The organism is Shewanella sp. SM69 (assembly GCF_025653985.1).
GTDB classification, from domain to species: domain Bacteria; phylum Pseudomonadota; class Gammaproteobacteria; order Enterobacterales; family Shewanellaceae; genus Shewanella; species Shewanella oncorhynchi.
On record NZ_JAKKRV010000001.1, the window covers coordinates 487,102 to 510,438 of the forward strand.

16 protein-coding genes and 1 pseudogene are annotated in these 23,337 nt (G+C 39.7%); 3 read left to right on the forward strand and 14 right to left on the reverse strand.

Going from position 1 to position 23,337, the window contains the following annotated elements; translation table 11 throughout:
* Positions 1-133: 133 nt before the first annotated feature.
* Positions 134-1,999 (reverse strand): zincin-like metallopeptidase domain-containing protein, encoded by a 1,866-nt coding sequence (locus tag L5M37_RS02320; protein WP_263199223.1) that lies wholly within the window; start codon positions 1,997-1,999, stop codon positions 134-136.
* Positions 2,000-2,656: 657 nt separating this feature from the next.
* Between L5M37_RS02320 and L5M37_RS02325 the strand changes: the two genes are divergently transcribed.
* Positions 2,657-3,586 carry a hypothetical protein gene (locus tag L5M37_RS02325; RefSeq protein ID WP_263199225.1) on the forward strand — a complete coding sequence of 310 codons (930 nt, stop codon included), beginning with the start codon at positions 2,657-2,659 and terminating at the stop codon, positions 3,584-3,586.
* 443 nt (positions 3,587-4,029) lie between these two features.
* The gene (locus L5M37_RS02330; protein ID WP_263199227.1) at positions 4,030-4,428 is read left to right on the forward strand and encodes a hypothetical protein; all 399 of its coding nucleotides are present in this window, start codon (positions 4,030-4,032) and stop codon (positions 4,426-4,428) included.
* 167 nt (positions 4,429-4,595) lie between these two features.
* Here the strand turns inward: L5M37_RS02330 and L5M37_RS02335 are convergent, their stop codons facing one another.
* From L5M37_RS02335 to miaE, 10 genes and pseudogenes are all read right to left on the reverse strand, one after another.
* Entirely contained in the window at positions 4,596-5,594 is a 999-nt protein-coding gene (locus L5M37_RS02335; protein ID WP_263179921.1) for a hypothetical protein, read from the reverse strand.
* Positions 5,595-5,597: 3 nt separating this feature from the next.
* A complete protein-coding gene (locus L5M37_RS02340) occupies positions 5,598-8,852 on the reverse strand; it encodes a type I restriction endonuclease subunit R (protein ID WP_263199229.1) in 3,255 nt (1,084 codons plus the stop codon).
* A 20-nt stretch (positions 8,853-8,872) separates the two neighbouring features.
* A complete protein-coding gene (locus L5M37_RS02345; RefSeq protein ID WP_263199230.1) occupies positions 8,873-9,571 on the reverse strand; it encodes a hypothetical protein in 699 nt (232 codons plus the stop codon).
* Positions 9,572-9,576: 5 nt separating this feature from the next.
* Positions 9,577-10,146 carry a DUF2971 domain-containing protein gene (locus tag L5M37_RS02350; RefSeq protein ID WP_263199231.1) on the reverse strand — a complete coding sequence of 190 codons (570 nt, stop codon included), beginning with the start codon at positions 10,144-10,146 and terminating at the stop codon, positions 9,577-9,579.
* A 28-nt stretch (positions 10,147-10,174) separates the two neighbouring features.
* Entirely contained in the window at positions 10,175-12,031 is a 1,857-nt protein-coding gene (locus tag L5M37_RS02355) for a DUF262 domain-containing protein (protein ID WP_263199232.1), read from the reverse strand.
* Complete coding sequence (locus L5M37_RS02360; RefSeq protein WP_263199233.1) at positions 12,028-12,435, reverse strand: restriction endonuclease subunit S; 408 nt, start codon at positions 12,433-12,435, stop codon at positions 12,028-12,030. The genes L5M37_RS02355 and L5M37_RS02360 overlap by 4 nt, the downstream gene beginning before the upstream one ends.
* A gap of 54 nt (positions 12,436-12,489) precedes the next feature.
* Positions 12,490-13,383, reverse strand: a complete 894-nt coding sequence (locus L5M37_RS02365; RefSeq protein WP_263199399.1) for a restriction endonuclease subunit S — start codon at positions 13,381-13,383, stop codon at positions 12,490-12,492.
* Positions 13,383-15,434, reverse strand: coding sequence for a class I SAM-dependent DNA methyltransferase (locus L5M37_RS02370; RefSeq protein WP_263199234.1), 2,052 nt, complete (start codon positions 15,432-15,434; stop codon positions 13,383-13,385). Before L5M37_RS02370 ends, L5M37_RS02365 begins: the two co-directional genes overlap by 1 nt.
* Before the next feature lie 207 nt (positions 15,435-15,641).
* Entirely contained in the window at positions 15,642-17,282 is a 1,641-nt protein-coding gene (locus tag L5M37_RS02375) for a recombinase family protein (RefSeq protein WP_263199236.1), read from the reverse strand.
* A gap of 46 nt (positions 17,283-17,328) precedes the next feature.
* Positions 17,329-17,451: pseudogene (gene miaE / locus L5M37_RS02380) on the reverse strand (tRNA isopentenyl-2-thiomethyl-A-37 hydroxylase MiaE); the annotation flags it as partial.
* A gap of 283 nt (positions 17,452-17,734) precedes the next feature.
* On the opposite strand from miaE, the gene L5M37_RS02385 reads away from it, so the two are divergent.
* Positions 17,735-18,331, forward strand: a complete 597-nt coding sequence (locus L5M37_RS02385) for a Yip1 family protein (protein WP_105252940.1) — start codon at positions 17,735-17,737, stop codon at positions 18,329-18,331.
* Between the two features lie 179 nt (positions 18,332-18,510).
* Here L5M37_RS02385 and glnS read toward each other — a convergent pair whose 3' ends face one another.
* The 3 genes from glnS to L5M37_RS02400 form a co-directional block, all read right to left on the reverse strand.
* On the reverse strand, positions 18,511-20,181 hold the full coding sequence (gene glnS / locus L5M37_RS02390; RefSeq protein WP_263199238.1) for a glutamine--tRNA ligase: 1,671 nt from the start codon (positions 20,179-20,181) through the stop codon (positions 18,511-18,513).
* A gap of 216 nt (positions 20,182-20,397) precedes the next feature.
* Complete coding sequence (feoB, locus tag L5M37_RS02395) at positions 20,398-22,692, reverse strand: Fe(2+) transporter permease subunit FeoB (protein ID WP_105252942.1); 2,295 nt, start codon at positions 22,690-22,692, stop codon at positions 20,398-20,400.
* Positions 22,685-22,924: a ferrous iron transport protein A gene (locus L5M37_RS02400; protein ID WP_028760477.1), complete on the reverse strand. Its 240-nt coding sequence runs from the start codon at positions 22,922-22,924 to the stop codon at positions 22,685-22,687. Before L5M37_RS02400 ends, feoB begins: the two co-directional genes overlap by 8 nt.
* Positions 22,925-23,337: the final 413 nt, after the last annotated feature.

Here is a 23,337-nt window from a genome sequence, read left to right on the forward strand (position 1 = left end):
CACAACCCAAGAGTAAATAGCACTTGGTTTTACACCGTGGAGTGAGCAATATTTATACCTATTGATGTTGTTTTGCTCTGCCTGCTCATTTTTTAGGTTAGTGTGCTCTCACCCTGATTTGAATGGGAAGTATTTATCTCGTAATTTTTCTTCTACAGTTTGGCTTATCACTCACATCGAATAGATATTGCTTGTCCGTCAGTTCCCTTATCGTGTCGACAGCTTCAGCATCCCCCTTCAGTTGAACACCATCAATTTCTAGCTGATAGAGATAATCAGTGATCTTATCTTTGCCATAGGATGCATGAAACTGCTTGATTAATGCATAATCATCAAACCTAACATCCACATCAGTATTGAAAATATCATTTAACGAATATTCTGAGACAATCCTTCCCGCTTGGGTAGCATCAAAAATTAAAATACTATGCTCTTTTTTCAAAAAGTCTCTAAAGTCATAATCCAACAGAAACTGCTCTTTTGAGCTTGAAAGTAGCTTACCTGTAGCCAGAAGTCGCTCAACCTCATTTAACGCATCAAATCGCTGATTTAAGAATTTATTAATCGCTTTCATAGCTGTCTTATTAAGATAATCAGCAATAAACAGCGTATCAGTATCAACATTGCTATAGCCTTTGCTCAAACAGCTTATTCTGAATTGCTCAATATCCAAGTTTTCTACAAGCTTCGCTTGATACTCTTTGGCTTTAGTTAATATAAAATCAGCAGCATTACTGCCCTGATGACAGGCAATGCTAAGAAAATCTTTAGAACCACTATCTTGCTGAGTTTTTAGCCAGTTAGCGATGTATGCGGCACTTTGTTTATCTGTGACACTTGGCAAGTTAAAGCGCTTTAAAAGTTGTAATGATGAACTTTCAGCACAAAGCTCTTCCATACCATAATTTGACGAACCGAAGTTTCCTGTAAGATTACGTTTTAGTCGTTTTTCATGACCAGTTGAATGCGATAACTCATGACAATAAGCCCCTGTGTATACTAACTCAGGATGATCAGTTATAAAGTTCTGCTCAGAAACCATCGCTATTTGATCTTTAGCTGGGCTGTAATGGCAACTTGTTGGATGTTCGATTAAATCAATCCCCATAGCCTTTCGACTTGCGTCAATCACGCATTTGGCCGCATAAATTTTTGGATCAAACAATCTTTGACGTTCTTCATCTGTTGGGCACTGTTCGAGCTTCTTCAACAGTTTTGTTTCTTTATAACTTTCAATCCAGCTTTGATAAATCTCATTGTCGCGTAATCCATTAGTAAATTGCGAATGATGAAAAATATCGAATTGCTTGATAATTTGTTGTTGGCGATAACTTTCCTGCACTTGTGGGGTTAACAACTTATACTTCTTTGTCGATATCCATTTCTCTGGATCATTACTATCTAAAGTTTCATGAACGTAAAGCTCAACTACTTTCTGACACACTGCTATACACTCACTAGGTACATCAAGATTAAGTTGTTCAATATTTGATCGATTTAGGAAAAAGGGTAAATCTAAGCCTAATTCGCCTTGCAAGAGACTTAAAAGTAGATCATTACCACCTAAATAAACTTCTCCTGATTTGGCATTTTTGGGTAAACCCAACACCAGATGATCTAACCAAGGTTTTTTGAACTTAAACTCCTCACCACTTTCGATAAAACTTCGGTAAATCTTTAGTACCTGCTCCAACACCACCTGATCATTTTTTTTCTTTTTCGGCTGTTCGATTTCAATAGACTCAAGCAGTGCTTTAACTTCAGTCAAACTTTTAGAATTTTCATCCTCTGTAGCATCAGATCCAGCTTGTTTCAAAATTTGAGTGAGTTGATGCTGTTTTAGAAATTGCGTAAATTTTTTTGCAGTCAGTTTATCGTTAGCTGTTCGCCCTCGTGATATATAAAAATCAAGTTGCTTGACTGACTTAATTGCAGATTGTGATGCTAAAAACTTCTGTTTGATGAGTGTCAACACACTAGTATTTTCGTTGTTCTCCATAAATTGATTCCGATGACACTAGTGAAAAAGCACACTAGTTAATTTCAATAAACCATAAAAAAATTAAAAGTCAAAAAATGAATCACAATTATTTTAAAAAAGCAAAAAATATTGATTTTTATAAAGCATTGTTTTTAATTGACTTGTTGAAGAATTTAAAAAATAAAAAAATATATTTTTAACTTGACTTTTAAATACACTTGACTATTTAGTTTCAGTTGATAACATGTGCAACGTTGTCAAACGTGTATTTGAAAAAACACAAGTAAATTATGAATAAGCTAATACAAATAGATAAATCATTATTGGAGGTGTGGAACTAGAATCAGATTCTGGTCGCCTACTCTTCAGCCAGAATAAAAAACAGGAGAGAAAATGATGAAACACGCCAACTCAAGCTAAATTCGAACAAACCTCGCACGTGAGTTATCGAAAGTCATTTTCTAAATGATTTACGGCTTCTTGCACCCAAAATTTAAGATAAAAATTTAATGCTGGACTCACCAGATAGGATTCTTGCGCTTCGAATTTGGTGAGACTAGAAAAATGGAGGTAACAATGAACAAAAAACATCGATGAGGCGGATCACTGATGGCTTCGAAAGTTTATTTAACCAGCAAAATCAAAATTTAACACACTAATAATTAAGGGAAAATAATGAACTACTCTATATACAAAACTCAATTAGATAGCTTTAAAAGTAACAGTCAAGGTAAAGCAGCTTTGAGAAAGATTTTTGGAAAAAAGCCCGTCAATCTTAAAGATTTATTATCTATCGTCAGGCAGAGACTCATTGAAACTGAAGGTGAAAGTGAATTTAACCTTGGTATGGGAAAAATACTTAGTGAAGAAATGTTATGGAGTGAATGCGGCTCTCCTGTCATCTTTATCGAAAACGAAGCATTGGCTAACAACCTTTTTACTGCTGAGTTCGATTTTAAAAACAACTTTACTGTTCAGCCTCCTTTTAAATCTTTTGCCTTATCATTTCCGAAAGGAACGCTAGTTAACGGTGTAAAACTAACTAGTTGCCTTGTGACCATTATGACAGAACAAGAGTTTGTTGATTTATACAAAGACAAATGTCAACCAATTTGGGGAGAGTTCGCAAGCACATATCCTAACCAGTTATGTGTCCATGTCCATTACAGAAGCGAGGAATTTAGAACGGATTCATGTTTCAGTCCTATCCCAATACTTACAGAAACACTAACAAAGAATGCTAAAAAACCTTTACCGAATCGAAGCACAGATGTTTTAGATGCTTTAACTAGAATAGCGTTGTCTTTATGCGTTTATCACTCAGCGACTGATGGTAAGAAGCTTGTTGACGGCTATCCAAAGTCAGCAGTATCACTACCAATAGGAAAGAATAGATCAGCTTTCAAAGGGTTAATACTACGCGCTCCAGTACAAAATAAATCTGCGGGTGAAGCTCGAAAAATTAAGTATCGAATCCCGTTTTACAGGAATCTTAGAGCAAAAAGATACTATCAAGGTAAGTACAAGGATCTTAAACCAGGGACACGCTGGGTTCTTGTTAAGGAGGTGGATGCAACAAACAGCATGAATACCATGCTTCAGTAACAGCACAAGAAAAGTACCTGCCGAGTTAAAGGCAGCATTTAAAGTCACGATACGTATTCGAGCCAACAAACAAATCAACGGAGAATATCTATGGATCTATCATATGAAGAACTTGCAAAAATAATAGAACAACAGCCCCGACTATATGAGTTCGTCAGGTGCTTGTATGAAGGGAAGAACTATAGACTTAATAAGTTAAAGTCTATGGATAGTATTAACTTCAGTATTGCAATCGAAATAGTGCAGTTTTACTACCCAAGCGAGTACTTCTATCGGCTTGTAATCGCAGGTAAAAAACCAATCTAAACACGTAAAAACATCCAAATAGGATACCAAATGTTTGACCAAATCTTAGTGAATTTATTACTGAGTGGGAGGTGTCACAAAACCTGATTTTGTGTCGTTAAGCCTCCTTTTGCCTAAAAAATATAAAGGAGACAAAAATGGGCTTATCAATCACCACTAAACAATCTTCAGCAGTTATCGTACCAAGTCGAATCATCAACATTTTAAAAGAATGGCATGCCGATTGGGTTTCACTTCAAAGTATCACATCAGGAAGTTCAAAGGACGTCGCGATAACATATGCAAATATGTTGCGAGACATCATTAAACAACGAAAAATAAACTTAAATTCCTGTAGTAACCTACTACTGCTTGCGCTAAAAAACATTGAAGATAGTAATTTTGAGACAACGACTAATTACTTTGCATCTTCAAGCTATCTCAGCTTGGAACAATACCTCATCGATGCAAACCGTCATCAAACTAATATTGAGTTAGAAGCTGTGAAAATCATCAGTTTTCTAGCGGATCGTTTCGATATCAGATTGATGGATTAACAGAAAGAATTAAGCACAACCAAAAACGGTTAGTTTCTGGTTGTGTTTTTAGCATCTATCTATACACAAACATGCCCCATGCTCAATTAATTGGTTTGGTGATATATTCCCATTAAAAATACTGGTTTCAGCTTACACACTAAAATATATTGGTTTTACATTAGCGTTCAGTTCATTCGTTCTAGTTTGTCAGAAATTCTAATGTTGTAAGGGTTCATCTCATCAGCTAAAAAACCATCAAACCAAACCTCTAAATCTGCTACCAGCTTATTACCAGAAATAGCGATGTCCTTTGCTTTAGTATTGAATTCTGATGGTGATACCTGCTTATCGATAGGTGAACTTCTGACAAGATTGTGAAGCGCAAAGTTTCTAAGCTGACGCCATTCATCTATTCTATGGGATAATGTATCAGGCAAGATCGCTGAAGATAAAACAACAAGTTTATTTAAGGTTTTTGATTTCGCTTTTTCGCCCCGAAGATACAACACCATCGACAACCGATCAGAGATGATACTCTCAGTAAGAGTAATCGCTTCAAGGTAAAACTCTTGCTCAATTGCCATGTTGATCCGATTGTGGGCGTACTTATGAAGTTCATCCTTTTCTTTTAAGCTTGCGGATAAACTGCCAAACTCTACACCAAAGTTCTTTGATAGATGCAGTTCCATCAGCATTGCACGCAATGAAGTAACCTGTTTCATTAGACCACGTAGCTGCGAAAAAAATGTATGCAAGTAAGTAAAAGTAAAAATATCTTCTCTTTTTAGCCAATAAGCGAAGTTAGGCACTTCAATATCGTGTGCAACCTTTAAGTACCTATCACCTATCTCGTAAATAAAATCATGAATAAAGCTAGATATTGGTGCGATATGTAGCAAAATGGTTTTCCCCTCTGGATAAAACCACTTTTTATCTTCATTCATATCCAGTATTGGAGCTTCAAAAATATGACCTTTTTCTGTTGCACAAGGAACTGCAAGCTCAAGAAGCAGATCCATAATCTCATTTGGGCGAATATTTTCATAGCCATCACGAGTCAAGCAATCATAAAGCCAATAGCTAAAGCCATACACATCAAGGTTCGGACCATGAAAGAAAGGAAAAGATTTTAGCCCCTCAATCTGTTGCAGTTGCTCCTCTTGGGTTAAGACGTCTTTCTTCATTAACTATCCCTCAGCATTCATACCAGCTTTATCAACTGACTTTCCCAAGCCCTTCATCAGCATGTCAAACATCAAGCCTGCAAAGCCTCTCGCAACGGCTTCATTGGACAATACCTTCATTGCCATTTGCTCATGAATGCCCATACTTTCAATCACTGCGGTATTAATTGACTCTGGAAACTGGCCTAACATGGCTTGTTCTTTAGTATTATTGCGCAGCTGATCCATGACGATTTCATTTTCCGATACTTTACCCGCTATGGTATTTGCATAGTTGATCATATCGGTTTCAGATAAACCATCTTCAACAAACAAATCGTTCATTCGAGCGATAATTTCATTCAATAGCTCAGTTTTCGGATCTTTGGGTGCCGCGCCAGCACCTTCCTTACTCGGCGCTAAATAAGACTTAGGCTCTTCACCTATTTTTGTTCCTAACTGCAAGTTTGCTTCACGCTGTTCATGCAAACGGTAATGTGTCATCACAACATCAGAGAGATCGACATCATCCTCCAGCATATCAAAGCGTAACAAAGGATGTAGATGCTTAGCAAAGATACTCAGCTTTTCTAGGTCGTAGTCATTAAAATCAACTATCTGAGAGCTAAACTCGTAATAGCGATAGAATGAAATTAAATCTTTCTTAAACACCTCTAAAATATCTCGGGCTTCTTTTGCATGTTTCACGCTGTTTTCAGCAAACTTAATCGCTTTATCATTCTGTACCATTTTCGCTTTTGAAAGCTCGGCCTGTGCAGTCTGCAACACAAGCGTAGCCTCTTTGTAGCGTACAGCAAAGCGTTCAACAGGTGCTTTACAGAGGTTAGCCAGTTTTGCTTGGCTGGCATGTTTACTGTTATAGGCAGTGACAAATGCTTCCACTTCAAACCACTGGTAAATGCCGACCTTTGCAAGTTTATCCATGATTTCATAAACAATATTAGGATCTGACACGCCTGAAAGTTCAGCCGTTTCAAAATACACTTTAAACTCTTTTAATACATCCTCGGGATTGTTCACAAAATCGAGCACAAAAGTCATATCCTTGCCTTTATATGTGCGGTTTAACCTTGATAACGTTTGAATACACTCAACACCTTTTAAGGGCTTATCAACGTACATAGCGACTAATTTGGGTTGATCAAAACCTGTTTGAAATTTATTGGCTACTAACATGACCTGATAATCCGTAGTATCAAATGCTTTGCGCATATCCCTACCACGCAAGTTTGGGTTCATGTTATTTTCAGTAAATGGTTGATCTGGCAAATCAGGATCATTCACCTCCCCCGAAAACGCCACCATTGCATTGATATTCTTGTAGCCTTTAGTTTGTACATACTTTTCAAACGCTAATTTATAACGTACCGCCTCTAAACGGCTACTGGTTACAACCATCGCCTTTGCTTCACCACCTAGTAAGTGTTTAATTTTACTATTGAAGTGCTCAATGATTGTTTCCACTTTCTGGCTGATATTGTAAGGATGTAACCTTATCCATTTAGCCATTTTGGAAGCGGCTTTTTTACTATCTACTTCATGGTCGGTTTCAGGGTGTTCATGTGCTAACTGATATGCGACACGATAACTGGTGTAATTCTGCAATACATCCAGAATAAAGCCTTCTTCAATGGCTTGGCGCATTGAATAAACATGGAATGCCAACGGTTTATTGGTATCACTTGCAGGGGAGTCCAGATCAGGTCTGCGGCCAAATAGCTCTAACGTCTTAGCCTTAGGCGTAGCCGTAAATGCAAAATAGCTGATGTTGTTTGAGCCTTTACGCGCTTCAAGCGATAAACGCAGCATATCTTCACTGTCTAGCTCTTCATCCCCTTCAAGTTGCTCTGACATTAACACTTCACGGAGTTTTCGAGCTGTAGTTCCCGTTTGGCTTGAGTGCGCTTCATCAGCAATAACCGCAAAGCTTCGACCAGCAAGCGTAGAGTCTTGACGAATGGCTTCTAAAACATGTGGGAAAGTTTGAATTGTTACAATAATGATTGATGTGCTGGCTTTTAATTCTCCAGCTAATTGGCTTGATTTACTGCCTTGTGATTCTTCACGATTAACACGTGCAATCATGCCTTCATTATGGTCAAACTGATAAATCGTATCTTGTAACTGGCTATCAAGTACCGTTCTGTCAGTAATCACAATTACAGAGTCAAACACCTTATCACCGACTTTTTTACCCAGTTCAGGGTGAGCGCTTTCTATCGCGGGCGAACTATAGTGTTTTGACGCAAGTTGATGTGCGAGCCACGCAATCGAATTAGATTTTCCGCTACCTGCACTATGCTGTATAAGGTATTTGTGTCCAGTACCTTCAGTATCAAGGGTGTTCAGTAGTTTAGACACTACCGCCCATTGGTGGTAACGAGGAAAAATCAGGGTTTCTTTAGTTTGGATCGACCCGTCTAATTGCTCTTCATCTTTCACTTCAAGATGAATATAACGGCTTAAAATCAATAACAAATTATCTTTCTGGAAGATTTCATTCCAAAGATAAGCGGTTGCATATTCACTTTCATTTGCAGGGATATCGTTACCTTGACCACCATCAGCGGTGCCTTGGTCAAACGGTAAAAAGTAGGTCTTTTTACCCGCCAAGCGTGTAGTCATAGCCACGTTATATTGGCTTATCGCAAAGTGAACCAATGCACCCCGTTTAAAGGTTAATAGTGGCTCTGATTTATTAGTTATAGGATCTTTAGGTTGCCTATCCTTCATGTACTGGACTTTGGCATTGTTAATCGACTGCTTAAACTCTGATTTCAGCTCACAAGTCGCAACGGGAATTCCGTTCACAAACAAGGTTAAATCTAACCGACCGTCATAGCCATTAGGTGAGTAAACTAGCTCAGGCACAACCCGCAGAATGTTTTGCTGATAACGAATCAACGCATCAGGGTTTAAATTATGATCTGGCTTGAAACTACAAAGAGTAAACTTAGCGCCCCGATCTTTTATCTGGTTACGCAATACCCATAACGTACCTTTCGCTTTTAAATCACGTTCTAATGATTTAAGTAACGCATCAGCGGTAGCTGTCGGATTACGGTCAGTGTCTGGATAGTGCTTTGATAGTTTATCCCATTGCTCAGGTTGTGTTGCCTTGGCAAAAGCAATCACATCTTCAGGATAAAGTGCTAATTGTCTGTTGTATTTTTTCGACTCACCTAGCAACCAACCGTGAGATTGCATCTGGTCAAGGATGTCGTTTTGAAATATTTTTTCTTGTGCTACATCTGACATTACTAATTCTTCCCTGACATCTATTTACTGGTCTTTGGCGAAATAAAATTTAATAAACTCATCAATTCGGTATTGAAGTAATAGCTGCCAATAGCTAAACATCCAATCACATATGGCGCTAAAATATCAAGGTTTTCTCGATGTGAGAAAAAAGATCTTATTTGCTCTTTGGCTTCTAACCATAAACAACGTAGATAGACTTGAAGACCAAATTTAGTAAAGATATTAACACTGTCCATTCGGTCTTCATCTTCGCAATCATTATACCCCCAGTAATGAACTATGAAGCGGGTAAATGGCAGGCCACATATATAGTTGTGTTCCCATCGTCTAACATCGTGATTTAAGCGTGCATCTAACTCTGAGCATCGACTATCAGCTACTATTCCACCATCTTGATTATCATAAGGGCTTCGAGAGTAGAAAAAAGAGCTATTCACTAATCGGTCAGACCAAAGTTTGTAGAGCTTGTCATGGTACTGTTTTGCATAGTTGTAATATCTAACCATCAAAAAAACAATTGATAATACCAGCAAAATTCCTAACCCATTTTGATTGGCGAACTTAATCTTGAAGATGAATGTGTTTGCTTCATCAATTGTTGCACCAGAAAAAGAAAGGCCTAGCAGAATTAAAGAGGTAACGGTTAATAGTTTTCTCTTTGATTTTAGTCCTTCATCATTATCTATAGCAGCTGTTAGCTCAGTGCTATTGTTCATTATATCTATTCACCTATTTTAGTCTTATAAACTGGTTGTGAGTGAACGTATGACATTGAGTCATCCCATTCGATAATCTCAACTGATGGATTAGCAGCTTGTACAATTTTTTTCAGTAAAGATCTTTGCGTTCTATCCGCGCGTTCTCCAAAAATTAGTTCTTTCACTTTAACGGGAATAAAGTTTCCTTTCTCCGCAAAAACTCTTATTTCATCTTCATACTGCCAAAAATCAGCTTTAAAGCTCAATACATCCTTTGCCCGTTCAATAGTTGTTGGCTTTGACGCAATAAGGTGTGAATGGGAACCATAGATCACTTCACGCATATCGTCAGATTCTTTGAACTCAACCCCAATGGCTACACCACGACAACCATTACCATAATGCGCCCACATAAGAGGGTTATTGTAGTATTTCGATAAAGAACAGAACCTTAGCGAATTTTGATGTTGTTCAAGTGCTTCAATTGATGTTTGAGGAATATCTTCGTCTGAAGTATAGAAACCTTCCATTGGGTCATTCATGGTATCGAATGCCGCTGCATACATTCGTTGGTTAACCAATATGTCTAACACAAATTGAAAGTTCTCCAACGAACGAAACTTATACAGAATCAAGAGAGTTCTCCAAGCACCATATTTGCTCTGCTATCTGACGATACAAATCACACCGCTCTTTGATATCAGCCGTTTTCATTTCTGGGTGAGCTTTAAATGCCAATCCATTGCAAGATGAAAGCTTATTGAAGTTCGGGTTGTTCTCATATGTCAGCGGATGCAAAGACTTCACCAACAAATTTTCTTTAATGTAGTGAGGAAGCTTCTCTACATAAGGTTTATCACTGTATGATTGATTTGTTCCTCGTGGTAGTAGAACCAGTGCGCCAATACTATTGCGAGCATCGTCAAAATCATTTTTTTGCTCAAACTCGTCTGTATGGTTTTCAAAGTTGTTTGCCCATAAATGCTCAATCTCAAAAGGCTTGCCATTGGCAGCGTGATAGTACGTAGCAAAGTCGGTGTTTGCACCAGCTAAACCATCTACATAACCTGATAAGCGTGAAAGTAAGTATTTAACAAAACGACCATTTTGTCCGTGTAGACGGAACCAGTCAAAACCACTCCATTGCTCATCTATTTCATCTAGCTTTTTATCAAAAATGGTGAGTAACTCGTTGTAATCTTTGTTACGTATTTCTTTAACCAAATTGTACATAGTGTAGCGAATCGAGCTGGCTGAAAAATTTCGGAAGTTAATGGTTCTACGAACACAGAAGATATCAATATACTTCGCCACTAAGTTCATTTTTTTATTTGCTAAATCAACGGAATCTGTTGTTTTTAGTGGCGCAAGCATCAAAGGGTAGCTCAGAGAGGTTGCGATACCCCACTGGTAGATGTAATGAATTGAGTCGAGTTCAGGCGTAATAGTTTCTTCTGCTTTGCGAAGGCGTTTATACGCATTCACATAGTATTTGAACTCTGTATTGATGAAGGCATCAAACTCATTTTCACCCGCTTTAGCAAGGTTCATACGAGATAAGTTATCTCTCACCCAGTTGTGGAAACGAGTACCAATTTTTTCAAAGTCTTCGTTGAGTGAGCCAGCCTTACTCTGGCGGATTGATTCGGCATACTTTGCTCTTAGCCACGCCTGAATAAAACGTTGATCTTCTTCCTTATCGAAAACTTTTAGGTCAATAATCGTTTGTTTCCAGAAATCATTAGACTGTTGTCGCTTTGCATCATTGCGATACTTTGATAGCAAGAAGCCTTTTAACATTTCTGTTGGCGTGAGGTTCATCCCTCTGTCGTTCATTGTTTCAAAAATGGTGTAGGCGTTTTCATCGCTATAAGCCACAATTTCAACCAGAACCACAAGTTCTCTTAACCAATCTAAAAAAAGCGGTAAAACGTGTTTATCAATTCTATCAACAGGGAATGCATCGCAAATATTTTGATAACGCGCAGCCATATTTAGTGTTGAGGCATCAGCATCTTCGGGGGGGGTATATTCACCTTTGTTAAACAATGCATCTAAACAAGCAGTACGTTCTGGGACATCAATATTGAAAGATTTTTGACCAAATTTCTCAGAAAAAATCATTCCTGAAATCGCTTCATTCAAGCCAATCTCTTTCTGTTTATTGTTTAAATAGATAAGAAATAGCGTGAGTGATGTCAAGCGTTGCTGACCATCAATAATACTGCGCTTACCTGACTTCTCACTTAATACAAATGGACCTAAATAATAACTGTTGTAGTCAGCAACATCTTGTCGTTGATGAGCAGAGTCATAGTTATCTAAAAAGGCACTTGATAAATCAGTCACAAGTTGCTCAATATGAGTTTGCTCCCAGCTATATTCACGTTGATAGTAATCAACCGTGTATTTTTTGTTGTCAAGTACCTCTAAGATAGAACGGTTATTGGCTTCAATTTTGTTTTCTAAACGGCTCATCCTTGAACTCCTTGCGGTTGCCAATCACGCACATCAATTTTTCCTGTAACTGCTGCGGAAATGAGGGCGGTTTTTCGTTCTTGCATTAGCGAGATAGCTTTTTGGGCTTTTTCTATAAGTGAATCAATTTGATTGATGTGCTCACGAATGAATGAAGCTATATACTTCTGTTCTTCAAGTGAAGGGAACGGTAAATCAATTAGGATAAAATTTTGATAATTCATATCTTGCCCATCACGAATAAAGTTGGCAGTAGATTGAATTGCTTGTATATATCTCACAGATTTAAATAAATATTGAAAATAATCTTTATTAATAAGTTCACTAGGTTTGATCACTACATAAGAAGACCTAATTCCTCCTTCCTCCCAAGCACGCTCAAGTCCACCTTGAAAACTTCTCATACTTATAACGAAGTCACCAACATTCACTTTTTTTCGTAGCTCTTGATTACTATTTTACTGTACTACTTTCCTTCCAGCTAATTGCATAAACCTCTTTTGGGAAATAACACCGTAATCTTGGGTTGCGGATAATTGCATATCGCTGATTGGTGCTCTGTTTTTTGATTCAGGAAACAATCTCTTAGATCGAAATATATCCCAATGCTCTGGCACTTCACCTAACCATTCTACACCAGAATCTTTCATTGGTGCATTTGGCTGCCCTTTATAAGAGATGCCTTTGGTCACTGCGTGAGAAATTACTGCTTGGCGTTTTTCTTTTAACAGCTCAATCAGCTTTTCTTGCTTGGCGATTAAGGTGTCGATCTTGGCGGTTTCGTGATCGAGGAAGCTGGCTATTTTTTGTTGTTCTTCATATGGAGGGACTGTAAAAGAAACTGACTTAAAAACATCAGTAGCTACAAGGTTTTGCATAGCACCACCTTGGGTATTATCTTTTATTTGTTTTTGAACATCCTCACTTCTAAAGATATGCTTGAAAAATGCTTTGTTTACAGCACATTCATTAATTCTCATTATTAATAGAGCTTGATTTATAATTCCTTTTTCATATGGTTCTGTAACTTCCACGATCCTGCCTATAGTCCCAGAGCAGCTCATTAGCAAGTCGCCATTAGTCACGGTAAACCGACTCAAATCACGATAAGTATCTTCTGATATATATGAATCGCCAAGTGCTACACTGTCTTGTATGCAGTTTTTTTGCTCGTAAACCTTTATACCATCAGTTGTAAAAAATTCTTTTTTCAATGCGCTACCAAAAGGACCTCTTACAAGGTCATTAAGAAAGAATTTTAATTTTTTACAATCCCAATGAATAGGAATCTCTTTTAACCACTCAACACCAGAATCTTTATATTCTTGATATGCTTTATAACGACCCGCCATCACGAATGCACCTCGTTCAATAGTTGCATAATCTCAGCCGATACCGCATCTAAATCAGCATCAATGGCTTCTAATGTTCTGGGTGGTTCATACACATAAAAATGGCGGTTAAAGGGGATTTCATACCCGACAATGCCCACTTCACCATCTTTATCATCGGTCTTTTTGGTATCAATCCACGCATCAGGTACGTGCGGTAGCACTTCACGGGCAAAGTAATCGGCAACCGTTTCAGTGAGTGGCACGTTTTCGTTATCACGCAGATCTGGGTTCGCTTCAATCTGGCCTTTTGTTTTACATACTTCAGCTTCGTCATCGTGCTCACCAAGATGTTTGACGATTAGTTTTAACTGAACAGCGCTGAGTTTGACTGCTTTGGCTGCGCTTTCTAGTTTGGTTTTTAATTGCTTGAGGAACTTATCACGAGACAAGTATTTATCTTGTTCAAAGGAAGCAAGCGCATCAAGAATGACTTGTTGAGTAATTTCATCCATTTTCGCCCAAGCGTTATCCGCTTGCAGGGCTTCAAGACGTAGTGCGTCTTTTGGGTAAATCGCCAATTGAAGTGGACGCTCAACGGTAATTCTGCGATAGCCAAACGCTTTATAGTCAAAAATCTTACTAAAATCATTTTCAACAAATTGACCATAGGTCTTAACGATAATATCAATACTTTCTTCGGTAAGTTCTTTGCGTTTACTGCCTAACGATTTACGCATCGCTTGATAAAATACATTTTCAACTTCTTCAGCAGATTCACCCCCACCACTGCGCCCACGACCGCCTGTTTTAGCTCGTTCTTTTGCGGCGTTAATCAGCTGAACCTTACCTTTGCGATTAGCTGGCTTATGGCTGGATAACACCCAAACATAAGTGGAAATACCCGTGTTGTAGAACATATCAGTAGGGAGTGCAACAATGGCTTCAAGTAGGTCATTTTCAAGAATGTAGCGTCTAATTTCACTTTCACCACTTCCTGCGCCACCTGTAAACAGTGGTGAGCCATTCAAGATAATACCGATACGTGAACCACCTTCATGCTGCGGACGCATTTTACTGACGAGGTGCATTAAGAATAATAGCGAACCGTCAGATACTCTTGGTAAACCTGCACCAAAACGACCTTCAAAGCCTTTTTCGCTCCGCTCATCATTGATGAACTTTTCGATTTTCTTCCAATCTACACCAAACGGAGGGTTTGACAGCATATAGTCAAATTTATCAGTACGGAGGAGGTCATTAGATAAGGTATTACCTAATTTAATATTATCGACCTTTTGCCCTTTAATCAGCATATCGGCTTTACAGATGGCGTATGATTCTGGGTTAAGCTCTTGACCAAAGGCTGACAATGAAGCCTTTTCATTTAGCTCATGAACATATTCCATACCTGACGATAAGAAACCACCTGTTCCTGCTGTTGGGTCATAGATAGAGCGCACTAACCCCGCTTGAGTCAGCACATCATCATCGTTACTGAAAACTAATGAAGTGGTTAAACGCACAATATCCCTTGGGGTAAAGTGCTCACCCGCGGTTTCATTGGAGCTTTCAGCAAAACGTCTGATTAACTCTTCAAACACTAAACCCATGCCATAGTTACTAATATTGTCAGGGTGTAAGTCTGTTGTGGCAAAGCGTTTGGTTACTTTATACAGTAAATCTGCTTCTGCTAATTTATCGATGGTATTAAAAAAGTCAAAATGCTCAAATATCTCACGCGCATTTGGGCTGAATGATTGAATATAACTTTCTAAGTTACTGGCCACGCCTGTTTCACCAAGGCGGTTTAAATCCATCTTAGAAGTATTGTAAAAACTGTGTTTGGCGGCGTGAGTGAGTAGTTTATCTTGCGCCTCAAAGGGCATGGCTTTTACGGCTTCATATTTGGCTAACACATCGGATTTACTTGACTCAAGCACACATTCTAAGCGTCTTAGCAGGGTGAACGGTAAAATGATCCGTCCATATTGTGATTGCTTGAAGTCTCCACGCAGAAGATCGGCCACCGACCAGAGAAACGCTGCGGTAGAAGAGAAGTTATCAGCCATAAATATCGTCCAGTAATGAAAAGTGCTGCAATGCCTGTACACGGCAACTTAATCCAAAGACGATATCACAATTTACCTATTTCTCATCAAAAAACTGATGCTTTTAATCACAAATTAGGTATCGAATACAATAAAATACAACAAAAAACGCCTACTTGATAAGCAGGCGTTCACAGATGAAAGGCAAAGGGACTAAAGGTTATGGTTCTAATCAATAATCACTTGCTTAGGGTGCAAATTAGTCAATACTTTGATATTGGCTTCTAGTTGCGTCACTTCCCCCATTTTTTCCAACATATTTGCTAATTCATCATAAGCCACAATCTGGTCATCAATGAAGATAACAGCATGTTCATCTTCTAGATCGCCCATGTCAGCGTAGTTCTTCTCAATACGGTAAGCTTCATCTTTTCTGGAGTAACCAAGATATTTAATCGTTTTTCTTAAGCCCCCATGGTCAAATGAAACTTCATCATCTTTAATCACCATCTTTGAGTCTAGTCGTTGGAATAATAGATTAAGTCGTTTTGAATCACTGGTTATATCTTTCAAGTCTACCCAGTTAAGTATGCTATTACCTGTAGCTATACTATATGCCTCTTCTCTTTGTCCTTTTAATTCATTTAGTTGCGCGGTAATCTTTTCCATAACTTTAAGTAACGAGTTTATCATCTCGTTTTCAGAACTCAGCAGCTTATTTTCAAGAACTTGTAGTTTCTCATTGCACTTGATTATTTCGATATCTAACTTTGAAACAGTTAAGTTAGCTTTTTCATTTTGACTTAACTCCATTAACCTAGCTAAAAAGAAGTGTTCAAGGTTTGACCTAAAAAAATATAAAGGCAAAAGGTAAGGGAATATTCCTTTAGAACTACATGCATTTCTAGCCAGACGTTGCTTGTAACTGCAGCGCAATACTGGCCAAGAATGTTTCGACTTTTGAATCGAACATCCATTTCCACAGTGGCCACATTGCACTAAACCGCTGAGATGCCACTCTCGGTTAGGGTTTACATTTTTATGTAGACGCTTTTCATGTACAGTTTGAGCCTTGTAATAAATCGACTCATCCACAGCAGCTTTATAAACTTTGTAACACTCAACTTCGTTGATTCGCCAGTAACCCAGAACAACATCAGATGTGATCCACTTGATAACTGTTGACGGGTTCATCCTTTGAACTTCTAGCAAATCAGGATACTTGTCCTTCAGCTGATTTAGGATATTTCGTTGCCCATTTCCAGAAAGATATAGCTCAAACATATCTTTAATAACGACATGCTTATCGTTAACAGTACCATCACTATTCAACCAGAATGGTTTTCTGATATTTGGAGTAATACCTTTTCGAGCTTCATCTCTTCGTTTATTGTAACTACCTAATACTCGTTCTTTACGATTTTGAGACTCAGAAAAAGCACCGTGAATTTCAACCAGAAGCTTAACTTGTATCCCAAGATCATCTTCTCCTTCGGGGCCATATCTTGCATCATCCTTCGCAGTTACAATGGTTACTCCAGCTTTCCAGATCTTCCGCAATAACTCTTGAGTTTCAGATACCTTCATTCGAGAAAGGCGTGAAAAACGTTCTACTAGAATAATAGAGCCATGCCTTACTCGCCCTATTTCAATATCATTAACAAGACGACCTAAGGAACCTTTATCTAAATGTGCTCCTGTATGCCCAGACAATCCTTTATCTTCATACAACCCAGCTTCTACAGCCCAATCTTTATTTCTCTCGAGCCACGCTCGCTGCTCGTCTCCTTGTCGGTACAATGAGCTACCCAACTCCTGCTTAGGACTACTGAAACGCTGATATAAATACACTTTAGTAAGATTCTTCATATTAATTGGTCGCTCAAAAAGTTTGTATGCACACCTTACCACAGTACTCACAGTTACAATGGTCGATCAGCAACTCATCCAAGGAATCTGATTTTATCGCGACATCAATCCAAGTTTGCGGTGTTTCACAATGAAGAAATGCGTGGATGGGGGCAAGAAGTTGCAGCATGGACTCACTTAATATCATTCTAAATATCGCACTATTTTACGCATATTTACTCATAAGCTATAGCATTAGGCTTAAGTAAACTTGACGCGCTGAACTTTTTGTTCAATAAATAATCTACACTCTAAAGAACTGAGATCCTGATCACACAGCCTCTCACTTCTCTATGTGTAACCAATCGATGGATAAAGAGACAGGACACTATTTTAACCTCGATTGTAGAGCTGTTATCAGCTCGTCTGACGTTTGGCGAGCCATTCATCAATGCTGAACAAGGATAATTATAATGATACTGAATCACTTAATGGGGCTATACACTCATCCAAAACAAGAGTGGCAAACAATTGAAAAAAACCATGAGGCACTGAAAAGTAGCTTAAGCCATGTAGTACTTATCGCCTTAATTCCGGCGGTGTGCAGCTATATAGCTACGGCTTACATTGGCTGGAATCCTGGCGCTGGCGATCCTATTTACCTTACACCACAAAGTGCCCTGTTTATGTCCGCAGGCATGTATTTAGGCCTAATTGCAGGCGTATTCGCCCTTGCCTATTTAGCCTATTGGATGGCAAAAACCTTCGATGCTAACCCAACTTACACCCAAGCATTAGAGCTCGCGTCCTACACTGCAACCCCATTGTTTATGGTCGGTTTAGCCGCATTATATCCAGTGCTATGGTTTATCATGATAGTAGGGTTGATTGGTTTAGCCTACTCAGTGTATTTACTGTACGCGGGGGTGCCTATCATTATGAATATCCCCGAAGAGAAAGGTTTTATCTACGCCAGCTCTATGGTGACAGCAGGCTTAGTACTCTTGGTGGGGCTAATGGCAACTAGTGTCATTTTATGGAGCTTAGGCTTTGGTCCTATGTACCAATAACCATTTTAATTCATCACAAATTTAATCAACAGCAACTCAAGCTCTGCGTCGCAATTGATTTGTAGCAGAAAATAAAAAAGAAGACCGTCAAGGCCTTCTTTTTTGAGTTGAATTAACGCTCTGAGCGATTTAGCAGATCTGTTTGACTCACTCAGTCAAACAGATCCACTTAAGCAAAATCACTCGAAAGAATCACGCAGCGCTACGGTTAAGTTAAACACTAAATTATCCGGCGATGAATCTTTGCTGTCAGCGCAGAAATAGCCTTCACGCTCAAACTGATAGGCTTGTTCCGCAGGTGCATTCACTAGGCTTGCTTCTGCAAAACCTTGTACAACGATCAATGATTCAGGGTTTAACACTTCATCCACAGTCTCTGCCGCAGCAGGATTAGGATCGGTAAATAAACGCTGATAGAGACGGAATTCAGCAGGCTTAGCTGTAGATGCCTCAACCCAATGGATCACGCCTTTAACTTTACGGCCATCAGCAGGGTTTTTACCTAAAGTTTCAGGATCATAAGTACAGTAAACCGTCGTGATATTGCCTTCGCTGTCTTTGTCACAACGTTCAGCTTTAATCACATAGGCATTACGTAAACGCACTTCTTTGCCTGTAACTAAGCGTTTGTATTGTTTATTGGCTTCTTCTTTAAAGTCAGCCACATCGATCAATATTTCTCGGCCAAAGGCTAATTCACGCGTCCCCATGCTCTCATCATTTGGATGAGCGGCCGCTTGAATGTACTCAAGTTCACCTTCAGCATAGTTTTCAATGATGACTTTCAATGGACGTAATACGGCCATCGCACGCGGTGCATGTTCGTTCAATTCTTCACGAATACACGCATCTAACATGCCGACTTCAATCATATTCTCTTGCTTAGTCACGCCGATACGTTGACAGAACTCGCGAATTGACGCCGGTGTATAACCACGGCGACGTAAGCCTGCAATCGTTGGCATACGTGGGTCATCCCAACCTGACACGAGTTTACGGGTCACAAGGTCGTTCAGCTTACGTTTAGACATCAAGGTATATTCGAGATTTAAGCGAGAAAACTCGTATTGACGAGTACGATTCGGCGCTTGAAAGTCGTTCAAATTATCCAACACCCAATCGTATAAACGACGGTTGTCTTGGAACTCTAATGTACATAAAGAGTGGGTAATATGTTCTAACGCATCAGAAATACAGTGCGTGAAGTCGTACATTGGGTAAATGCACCACTTGTCACCTGTTTGATGATGATGGGCAAAACGAATACGGTAGATGATAGGATCGCGCATACACATGAATGGCGATGCCATATCAATTTTGGCACGCAATGCGCACTCACCTTCTTTAAAACCACCGTCGCGCATCCTAGCGAATAAGGCGAGGTTTTCTTCGACTGATGTGTCGCGGAAAGGACTGTTTTTACCTGGCTCTTTTAACGTACCACGGTATTCACGGGTTTCATCTGCATTCAAAAAACACACATAAGCCAAACCTTTATTAATCAGTTCAACCGCATATTGATGTAACTGATCAAAATAGTTTGATGAATAGCGAACGTCACCATCCCACTGGAATCCAAGCCAACGCACATCCGCCTGAATAGAATTCACATAATCAATGTCTTCTTTTTCAGGATTAGTATCGTCAAAACGTAAATTACACAGACCGTTATAGTCTCGCGCTATCCCAAAATTTAAGCAGATAGATTTAGCATGACCAATATGAAGATAGCCATTCGGTTCCGGCGGGAAACGAGTCTGTACACTCGTGTGCTTACCGCTTTGTAAATCTTCATCTATGATATTACGAATAAAGTTACTCGGACGTACTTCAGTGTCCACATGACTCATGGAATTCCTCTTTGCGAACAATGGCAATTTTAAGAAAACCAGCATGATCCTACAGATCACCACTAGTTACAATGCCTAGGGTTAAAAACTCTGGTTTTTGACTGTTTGGGGTTATAACCGCGATAGTAAAACAATAAAAGCAGCCATGAAAGCTGCTTTTATCTTTGACCTAACTAAGCTGACATTTATTATTCAGTCACGCCGACTCAGTAAATCTTACTCGGTGATAATGCGGATCCCAGGAATAATCTGCTGGCTTCTTTTACCCTTACGTTTCAACCACAGATAAAAAGCGGCTAATGCAAACAAGAAGAAACCAATCCACAGACTTGATTGAACTGGGTGCTGCGTAAAGGTAGCGGCTTGATAAACTACCGTTGCAGAACCATAAGCCAGTGAGAAAGTCCACGTTGCCGCAAACGTCGCCCACCGAGAACCAAACTCATGCACTAAGGCGCCCATTGCCGCAACACAAGGAGTATAAAGTAAGATAAACAGCAAGTAGGAGAAAGCCGCAACTTTACCACTAAAACCTGCTTGTAAAGCACCAAAAGTCGATGTCGCAACACCTTGTTCTTCAGCCACGGTTTCTTTATTGGTTAAATCACCGACCGACAGTTTAAGCGGATCTTCAAGATCTAAACCAAACAAGTTAGCTGGAATCGTTGCCAGAGCCGCATTAAAGCTTTCGCTCAATGGTGCAAGCTCTTCATCTGTCGGCGCCGCGCTGCTGTATAGACTGTTTAAGGTACCAACAACCGCTTCTTTAGCGAAAATACCCGTGATAATACCGACGGTTGCAGGCCAGTTATCCTGCTCTATGCCCATAGGCGAGAAGATAGGCGTAATTTTTTGACTCGCGACACTTAGGAGTGATGCTTGGCTATCTTCATGGCCAAATGTACCATCAACACCAATAGCATTAATGAAGTTCAATAAGGTCACAACTAGAACAATCGTTTTACCTGCGCCTAATATAAAACTCTTAGTGCGTTTACCTGTACGAACCATAACAGCTTTCAGCTTAGGTAGTTCATAACTTGGCAGCTCCATCACCACAGCGCTACTGCTGCCGGGTAATAAAGTGCTTCTGAGTAATAAACCCGTACCGATAGCGGCAAAGATACCAATAATATACAGCAAGAAGACTAAATTCTGACCTGAATCAGGGAAGAAAGCCGCCGCAAATAGTGCATAAACAGGAAGACGTGCGCCACAGGACATAAATGGTGCCATCATCCCTGTCACAATACGCTCACGCTCACTGCCTAAGGTTCGCGTCGCCATAATTGCAGGCACTGAACAACCAAAACCGACAATCATAGGAACGAATGCTTTACCAGGCAGGCCAATACGACGCATTAAACCGTCAACCACAAATGCAGCGCGCGCCATGTAGCCAGAACTTTCGAGGATCGACAAACCGAGGAAAAGCGCCGCAATAACAGGAATAAAGGTTGATACGGTTTGAATGCCTTGGCCGACACCGCCCGCTAAGATAGTGACCAACCAAGCCGGAGAGCCCATGCTCGTCAAGAATGAACCGAAGTGATCGACAAACAGTGCGCCAGCAAAAACATCAAAGAAATCAATAAAAGCACTGCCAATATTAATGCTGAACATAAACATCAAATACATCACAAACAAGAACACAGGAATGCCAAGCACAGGATGTAAAACGAGTTTATCTAATTTGTCACTGAGGGTGAGGAACCCTGACTCTTTCACTGAACCTTGAAAGACTTGTTCAACGAAATTAAAGCGCGTGGTCGCCACCATCACTTCAATATCATGGCCTTGCTGAGCAATAATCTGAGTACAGGAATTCACTTCATCCTGCAGTTCAGCATTTTTACAGCTACCACAACCTGAACCATTACCTAGCATAGCCAAAGCGCGGCCGCGACTTAATTGGGCATCTTTGCTGCAGAGTAACTGCACGCCCGCTTCAATTTGTTCATCATAATGAAGCACTAATGGGGCTTCTGAGACTCGGCCTTGAAGTAAATCGAGTACCTGTGCCTGCACTTTAGCGACATCGGCAGGATCTCGCGAACACACGCCAATCACAGGGCAACCAAGCTCTTGGCTCATTTTCTTTAGATCGACTTTAATCCCACGTTTGACAGCCGAATCAATTTTATTCAGCACCACCACCATAGGGATAGCGAGTTCACGTAATTGGGCTGTGAGATATAAGTGACGTTCGATATTAGTGGCATCAACTAAATTGATAATGCCATCGACACGTTGCTCGGCAAGGTATTGCTGCGCAATTTGCTCATCAAGTGAACAATCGCAACTATTACCCGCCGGAAGAAGATCGTAAATACCCGGTAAGTCTGTCAGATAGACGTCAGCACCGTTTAAGGTGAAATGACCAGTCTTTTTTTCGACCGTAACACCAGACCAGTTACCCACTTGCTGATTTGCGCCTGTTAGCGCGTTAAAGAGTGTAGATTTACCCGCGTTAGGGTTTCCTACTGTGACGCAATGAAACTGCTTAGCCATTCGTCTTTTCCACCTCAATGATGTCTGCCAAATCTCTGCGCATACAAAGTTTACTACCACGAATATCCAGTTCGAGACCAGAACCCATAGGTGCGTATCGGATCAATAAAAAACGCGTATTTGGCGTGATCCCCATGGACAACAACTTGCGCTTCACGGTTTGTGGCAGCGCCAAACGCCCCACTTCAGAAATAAGACCGCGATCGCCGGGACTGAGTTCGCTTAACTTCATTACGTATTCCACCTTGCAACAGGTTCAGCTCGAAAAACTGCGCCCATTGTAACCGAGCGATGACACTAATAACTTTACCTAGATCAAGATTTTTGATTGGTAACGATAATAGTTTTCAATTGTGTTGGGTATTATGTGATAAAAATTCCAATGAATAAACGACCAACCGAAAATAAAAATCCGCACCTTAGCATTAGTGACTATCAAGCGATGCACAGAAGTCAAAACGCTGTAAACAAATCCCACCCGAAACAAGTGTGATCAAAATCACACTTAATCTATATCGCCTGTAAAATCATCCTTCTTTACAGTGAAAAGACCACGCAATGTTAAGCACGTGTCACACACTTGTTCTAATATTAACCGAGCTCAATAAGCTAAATTAGCAATATCGAAAGCGTAAAAATAACAAA

Excerpts from the sequence above, each read along its gene's own strand:
- L5M37_RS02370 (WP_263199234.1), bottom strand. The coding sequence starts at position 15,434 with ATGGCTGATAACTTCTCTTCTACCGCAGCGTTTCTCTGGTCGGTGGCC.
- L5M37_RS02400 (WP_028760477.1), bottom strand. The coding sequence starts at position 22,924 with ATGAAGTTAAGCGAACTCAGTCCCGGCGATCGCGGTCTTATTTCTGAA.
- feoB (WP_105252942.1), bottom strand. The coding sequence starts at position 22,692 with ATGGCTAAGCAGTTTCATTGCGTCACAGTAGGAAACCCTAACGCGGGT.
- L5M37_RS02360 (WP_263199233.1), bottom strand. The coding sequence starts at position 12,435 with ATGAGAAGTTTTCAAGGTGGACTTGAGCGTGCTTGGGAGGAAGGAGGA.
- L5M37_RS02365 (WP_263199399.1), bottom strand. The coding sequence starts at position 13,383 with ATGGCGGGTCGTTATAAAGCATATCAAGAATATAAAGATTCTGGTGTT.
- L5M37_RS02330 (WP_263199227.1), top strand. The coding sequence starts at position 4,030 with ATGGGCTTATCAATCACCACTAAACAATCTTCAGCAGTTATCGTACCA.
- L5M37_RS02320 (WP_263199223.1), bottom strand. The coding sequence starts at position 1,999 with ATGGAGAACAACGAAAATACTAGTGTGTTGACACTCATCAAACAGAAG.
- L5M37_RS02335 (WP_263179921.1), bottom strand. The coding sequence starts at position 5,594 with ATGAAGAAAGACGTCTTAACCCAAGAGGAGCAACTGCAACAGATTGAG.
- L5M37_RS02355 (WP_263199232.1), bottom strand. The coding sequence starts at position 12,031 with ATGAGCCGTTTAGAAAACAAAATTGAAGCCAATAACCGTTCTATCTTA.
- L5M37_RS02325 (WP_263199225.1), top strand. The coding sequence starts at position 2,657 with ATGAACTACTCTATATACAAAACTCAATTAGATAGCTTTAAAAGTAAC.
- L5M37_RS02340 (WP_263199229.1), bottom strand. The coding sequence starts at position 8,852 with ATGTCAGATGTAGCACAAGAAAAAATATTTCAAAACGACATCCTTGAC.
- glnS (WP_263199238.1), bottom strand. The coding sequence starts at position 20,181 with ATGAGTCATGTGGACACTGAAGTACGTCCGAGTAACTTTATTCGTAAT.
- L5M37_RS02375 (WP_263199236.1), bottom strand. The coding sequence starts at position 17,282 with ATGAAGAATCTTACTAAAGTGTATTTATATCAGCGTTTCAGTAGTCCT.
- L5M37_RS02345 (WP_263199230.1), bottom strand. The coding sequence starts at position 9,571 with ATGAACAATAGCACTGAGCTAACAGCTGCTATAGATAATGATGAAGGA.
- L5M37_RS02385 (WP_105252940.1), top strand. The coding sequence starts at position 17,735 with ATGATACTGAATCACTTAATGGGGCTATACACTCATCCAAAACAAGAG.